Source organism: Rubrivirga sp., from assembly GCF_049648075.1.
Taxonomy (GTDB): Bacteria; Bacteroidota; Rhodothermia; order Rhodothermales; family Rubricoccaceae; genus Rubrivirga.
The window spans coordinates 1-5,904 of the sequence record NZ_JBARYR010000204.1 but is presented as its reverse complement, the minus strand read 5'-3'; the positions used below and the strand labels follow the sequence as shown (position 1 = coordinate 5,904).

At 69.7% G+C, this 5,904-nt stretch carries 3 protein-coding genes and 2 pseudogenes; 4 read left to right on the top strand and 1 reads right to left on the bottom strand.

Annotated elements, in window-relative coordinates; all coding sequences use genetic code 11:
• Window positions 1-63: 63 nt before the first annotated feature.
• The 4 genes and pseudogenes from WBA11_RS05865 to WBA11_RS05850 all read left to right on the top strand — a co-directional run.
• A pseudogene (locus tag WBA11_RS05865) lies at window positions 64-201 on the top strand (SDR family NAD(P)-dependent oxidoreductase); the annotation flags it as partial.
• A 22-nt stretch (window positions 202-223) separates the two neighbouring features.
• Window positions 224-379 carry a hypothetical protein gene (locus tag WBA11_RS05860; protein ID WP_424519777.1) on the top strand — a complete coding sequence of 52 codons (156 nt, stop codon included), beginning with the start codon at window positions 224-226 and terminating at the stop codon, window positions 377-379.
• Between the two features lie 84 nt (window positions 380-463).
• A complete protein-coding gene (locus tag WBA11_RS05855) occupies window positions 464-943 on the top strand; it encodes a hypothetical protein (protein WP_424519776.1) in 480 nt (159 codons plus the stop codon).
• A 415-nt stretch (window positions 944-1,358) separates the two neighbouring features.
• Window positions 1,359-5,540, top strand: a complete 4,182-nt coding sequence (locus WBA11_RS05850) for a strawberry notch-like NTP hydrolase domain-containing protein (RefSeq protein WP_424519775.1) — start codon at window positions 1,359-1,361, stop codon at window positions 5,538-5,540.
• Window positions 5,541-5,587: 47 nt separating this feature from the next.
• Here the strand turns inward: WBA11_RS05850 and WBA11_RS05845 are convergent.
• A pseudogene (locus tag WBA11_RS05845) lies at window positions 5,588-5,904 on the bottom strand (hypothetical protein); the annotation flags it as partial.

Here is a 5,904-nt window from a genome sequence, read left to right as displayed (position 1 = left end):
CATTCGTCGGGCGCTCGCCGATGAGAACCGGAGGCTGAAGATCTGGTGTGAGAACCTTCCGTCGTGACATCCAAGAAGCGCCCGGTCTGTCTGATCACGGGCGGCAACGCCGGGATCGGGTACGCGGTCGTCGTCGCCCTCGCCCGCGTCGGCGCCGAGGTGGTCATCGCCGCGCGGAGCCGCTCGGAGGGAGAGCGGGTCCGACGCCGTCTCCCTTGTTCGGATGGAGCTGTCGTCCCGCCAGTCGGTCCTCGACGGCGTCGCCGCCTTTCGAGCGGCCGGGCACGATCGACTCGACGTGTTACTCCACAACGCCGCCGCATTCGACGTCTCACAGAAGGAGTCCACGGTTTCGGTCGACGGCGTGGAGACGATCTAGGTCACGAACCACGTCGGCCGGGTCCGGCTCACGCAGCAGCTCGAGCCCGATCTGCTGCGGAGCCCGCAGGGCCGCGTGGTCACGGTGTCCTCCCAGAGCCTCGCGCTCCACCCGTTCCTCCGCGTCCGTCTGGACGACCCGGAGTTCCGACGGGGTGGGTTCCGCGTCGACCGGGCGTACTACCAGTCGAAGCTCGCTCAGGTAGTGTACACGCGCTGGCTGGGCGAGCGGTACGCGGATGCCGCGGTCACAGCCAACTGCATCCGGGTCACCAACGTCAAGGTGGACCTGTCGCGCTACCCGGCCCTCAGCCCGGTCTACCGAAGGCTCTACAGGATCAAGACCCGGTTCGCGATCTCGCCGTCGGCGATGGCGGAGGTCTACCGCTGGCTCGCGCTCTCGGCCGACGTCGCGGGCGTCTCCGGGGCCTACGTCGACCGCCGGCGGCGTCGGGTCCGCGCGGGCCGGTACGCCGAGGACCCGGCCAACGCCCGAGCTGTGATGCGGGTGACCGAGCGGTACGTTCCTGGAGTGTTTGATGCCGCGGGCGAGCCGGGTCTCTAACGCTCTCGCCCTGGCCACCCAGGGCGAATGAGGAGTCGGAGGAGGGAGTTGAGAAGGGGAGAGATACAGGCCAGAGCGGCACGGCCTGCCGCGATGCCGGGCCGGTGGGCGAGCCCGTCAACGCGGCGGGCCGGAGCCCCTTGGAGGGTTCCGCACCAGTCGCCAGCCGGAACATCCGATGGCTCCCTCCGCCTCCCATGCCGCCTCCAAGGCGGCAGCTTCGTCGGTCGAACAACTCGACCTCTTTGCCCTCCTCGCACCTAGGATCGCGAGCCTGGGTACCACGCCTCACCACTTACGGGCCAGGTCGGCTCCGCCAGCGCAGTCCACGTCATCGTGGCCTTTCGAGGACGCCCGGCCTCTGGCGGTCGAGACGGCCAGCGAGATCGCCCAGACCGGCGCGCTCACGGCGAGCGTGTTCGACGCCTACCGGCCCCAGGTGCGCGTCGCCGGAAGTCAGCCGCACCCGACCCGCTTGGTCGAGTCGGCGGCAATGGCCGCGGCCACCGCGCCATCGTGCTTCTACCGACCCACGCTCCCTCGTCACCTCGTCGAGCACGGCACGATCTCCGACGCCCAACTGGAAGCCGTCTGCCGAGCGGGCGACGCGCACAGCTCGCACCTGCCTGGGACCAGCACCGACGAGCAGGGGCCACGGCAGGGCTTCTTCATCGGCGATGCGACGGGCGTCGGAAAAGGCCGTGCCCAGCCCCTCCACGCCCGCGTTCTCACGCCGTCGGGCTGGCGGCTCATGGGCGAGATCCAGGTCGGCGACCTCGTCGTCTCCGACGACGGCCGCCCAACGCGCGTCACCGGGGTCTTTCCTCAGGGCGAGATGGCCGTCTACCGCGTCACGTTCTCGGACGGCTCAGCGACCGAGTGCACGGACGACCACTTGTGGCTCACCCAGACCAAGCGCCAGCGGTATTACCAGAAGAAGGGGTGGGGCGTCAACTACCCCAAGCCGGACATCCGGACGCTCCGCGAGATCCGCGAGTCGCTCCACCTCTGCCACTCGGTCCCGCTCGTGGCCCCGGTCGCGTTCGAGGCTCGCGAGGTCCCGGTCGACCCGTACCTCCTGGGCGTCATGATCGGCGACGGGTGCATCCGGCAGAGCAGCATCGAACTCACACTCGGCGAAGCCGAGATGGTCGAGCGAACGGAGGCCGCACTGCCCGAGGGCGTCCAACTCCGGAAGGTCCAGACGAGGGACTATCACTACGGAATCACGATGGGGAAGCGGGTCGGGCGCCTGCACTATCGGAATCCGGTCCTGAACGGCGTGCGCGCTCTCGGGCTCTGCGGGAAGCGGGCGTGGGAGAAGTGGGTCCCCGAGGACTACCTCTTCAACACCGTCGAGGTCCGGCTCGCCGTTCTCCGCGGGCTCATGGACTCCGACGGGTACGCGAGCGAGCGGGGCGTGACCGTTCACTACACCACGTCCGAGCGGCTGGCCGACGACGTGGCATTTCTCGTCCAGTCGCTGGGAGGCGTCGCCCGGAAGCGGGTCAAGAAGACGCCTAAGCGCGACTGCTACGCGACGACGATCACGCTCACGCACCGGCTGGCCCCGTTCCGGCTCCGCCGGAAGGCCGAGCGGTGCGGCCCGCGCGAGAAGTACCCGGCCCGGCGCTACATCCAATCCGTCGAGTACTTGGGCGAGATGGAGGCCCAGTGCATTGCGGTCGAGGCTGCGTCGAGGCTCTACGTCACGGACGACTTCATCGTGACCCACAACACCTCAGCGGCGATCATCCTCGACAACATCCTCCAGGGCCGCCGTCGGGCGCTCTGGGTGTCCGAGAACCGCAACCTCATGCGTGACGCCGTCCGCGATTGGACCGCCTTGGGCGGCCCGGAGGACTTCGTGTTCGACCTCGGGGCTTGCAAGGGGCCGATCCCGCGCGCCGAGGGTGTCTGCTTCGCGAGCTACGACACGCTCAAGGGCAAGCCCCGCGAGCGGGACGGCGCGGAGTCCGGCATCGACCGGCTGGAGCAGGTGGTCGCCTGGCTAGCCGGTGGGGGAGAGGAGTCCGAGTTCGAGGGCGTCATCGTCTACGACGAGTCGCACAACGCCAGTTCAGCCCTAGACACTCCGGGCGCCAGAGGCATCCGCAAGGCATCCCAGCGGGCACTGGCCGTCGTCGATCTGCAAGACAGGCTCCCCAACGCCCGCATCGTCTACGCGAGCGCGACCGGCGCCACCGAGGTCGCCAACCTCGCCTACGCAGCCCGCTTAGGGTTGTGGGGCCGGGGCACGCCCTTCCCCACCGTCGAGGCGTTCGTCGAGAAGGTGTCAGCCGGTGGCATCGCGGCGATGGAGTTGGTGGCGAAAGACCTGAAGTCGATGGGTCTCTACCTCGCGCGCTCCGTCTCCTACGACGGCGTCGACTACCGGACGCTCGTCCACGACCTCGAATCCCATCAGGCCCAGACCTACGACCGCTGCGCCCAGGCGTGGCAGGTCGTGCTCCGCAACATCCAGCAAGCGCTCGAAGTCACCAAGGCCGACAAGTGCGGGAGAGCCAGAGCCGCGGCCTACAGCCAGTTCTGGGGCGCCCACCAGCGGTTCTTCCTGCACGTGCTCGTGTCGATGTCAGCGCCGAGCCTGATCCGGGACATGGAGGCCCGGCTGGGTGCGGGCGAGAGCGTCGTCGTGCAACTGGTGTCCACGATGGAGGCGGCGACCGAGCGGGCCTACGCGAAGGCCGTCGCGAACGGCGACGACCTCCGGAACCTCGACGTGACGCCCCGCGACCAGCTCTTGCAGTTCGTCGAGGCCAGCTTCCCGACGACCCTCTACGAGGAGTACGAGGACGACGACGGCCGAGTCCGCTCGCGCCCGGTCAAGAACGCAGCGGGCGACTTCGTCCAGTCGCCAGAGGCGGTAGCGGCAAGAGACCGGCTGATGCTGGAGGTGGGGGCCGTGTCCGTCCCTCACGGCGTGCTCGACCAGGTCGTGGCCCACTTCGGATCTGAATCCGTCGCCGAGGTGACGGGCCGAGAACGACGGTTCGTCACCGAGACCGTGGACGGTATCGAGCAGGTCGTCGAGGAGCGCAGAACCCGGAGGACGTGCAACGCGGAGGCCGACGAGTTCATGGCGGGCAAGCGCCGCGTGCTCGTGTTCAGCCAGGCCGGGGGGACCGGCCGGAGCTACCACTCCGACCTCGCGGCCGACAACCAAGAGCGCCGGGTACTCTACTGCGTCGAGCCCGGCTGGAGCAGCGCGAGGTGCGTGCAGGGGATGGGCCGGGTCCACCGCGCCAACCAGGCATGCCCGCCGGAGTTGGTCCTCGTGACCACGAACCTGAAGGCCCAGCGCCGCTTCCTGTCGACCATCGCCCGGCGTCTCGACCAACTCGGGGCGCTCACGAAGGGCCAGCGCCAGACGGCGAGCCAGGGGCTCTTGTCATCCGAGTTCAACCTGGAGACGCCTCTGTCACGCGCGTCCTTGCACAACTGGTTCGTGGACCTGTACCGAGGCGAGGGCCGGGCGGTCGCGTCCGGCGTCACCCCGGCGCTCGTGGAGGAGCAGATGGGGATCAAGGTGCTCGACGCCGACGGGCAGCTCAACGTGAGCGCCGTCCCCGAGGTGCCGAAGTTCTTGAACCGGCTGCTCTCGCTCCAGACCGGCGCGATGGACGCCGTGTTCGACTCGTGGTACGGGTACCTGGAGGAAGCGACGGAGGCCGCCCGAGAAGCGGGTACACTCGACGTGGGCGTCGAGACGATCCGGGCCGAGCGCGTGGTCAAGACCGACGAGCGATTGGTCTACACGCACGAGCGGTCCGGGGCGACGACGCAGGTCGTGACGCTGGAGCTGACCCGGCGGACGGAGGTCGTGGACTGGGACGAGGTCTGGCGGTGGGCCAAGGAAGCCCAGGGGCTGGGGTCCTGGGTAGGGTTCGTCCAGAACCGGCGGAGCGGGCAGCCCTACGCGCTCTTCCGCGCCGGGAGCCGGACGACGGAGACGGGGCGGATCGTGCAGCGGATGCGCCGAGTGGGAGTTCGCTCGAACCGGCTCATGGACGAGACGGACATTCACCGAGCGGGAGAGGAGGGGGGCCACCGTCCCATCCAGACCGTCGAGGCGAGGGCGCTCTGGGATGCGGGAGTGCAAGAGGCGCCGGAGTTCACCGTCGAGCCGGTCCACCTGGTGACGGGGACCATCCTGCCTATCTGGGACCGGATCGCGGGGCACCCGAGGGTCTACCGCGCCCAGACCGACGGCGGGGAGCGCATGATCGGGCGGGCCGTGATGCCGGAGCACTTGAGCGCGACGCTCAAAGCCTTGGGCGCTGCAGGCGACCGCGTCGAGATCACCCCGGAGGCGTTGGCCGAGCGGCTGCTGGCGGGCGCCGAGGCCGACCTCGCCAACGGCTGGCAGCTTCGCCGCCGTCGTGTGGCGAACGAGCCCCGGATCGAACTCGTGGGGCCGGACTACTCGGCCATGCGCGAGTTGGAGGCCGACGGAGTCTTCGCCGAGGTCCACGCCTTCCGCACCCGGTTCTTCGTCCCAACGGGCGAGCGGGCGGCGGGCGTTCTTCGGGCGGTCACCGAGCACCGGCCTGTTGTGGAGGTGCGGGGAGCGTGAGGCACCGGATCGGGCATCGGAGCGGTTGGCCAGGCTAGGCTCCGCCGTCACTGCTCGCCTAGCCATTCGAGCGCCGCCTCGACGTCGGGGTCGCGCCCCGCCGCGACATCGTCCGCCGTCCACCGAACGTGCACGTCGGGCACGAGGGGACCGCGCACCGGTGGCGCGTCACCAGAGCCGCTGGCCGGCCGATAGGCGAAAAGCGGGAGATCGACGGCGAGCCCGGTCCGCGGTAGGCGGAGCAGGACGAACACGCCCCCCGTCGTCCCGGCCAGGTTGCCCCCGGCCGGTCGGCCGACGACGGCGCCGAGCCCGAACTCGCGGACCGCCCGGAGCAGCCGGAACGTCGCCGACTCGTTGTGGG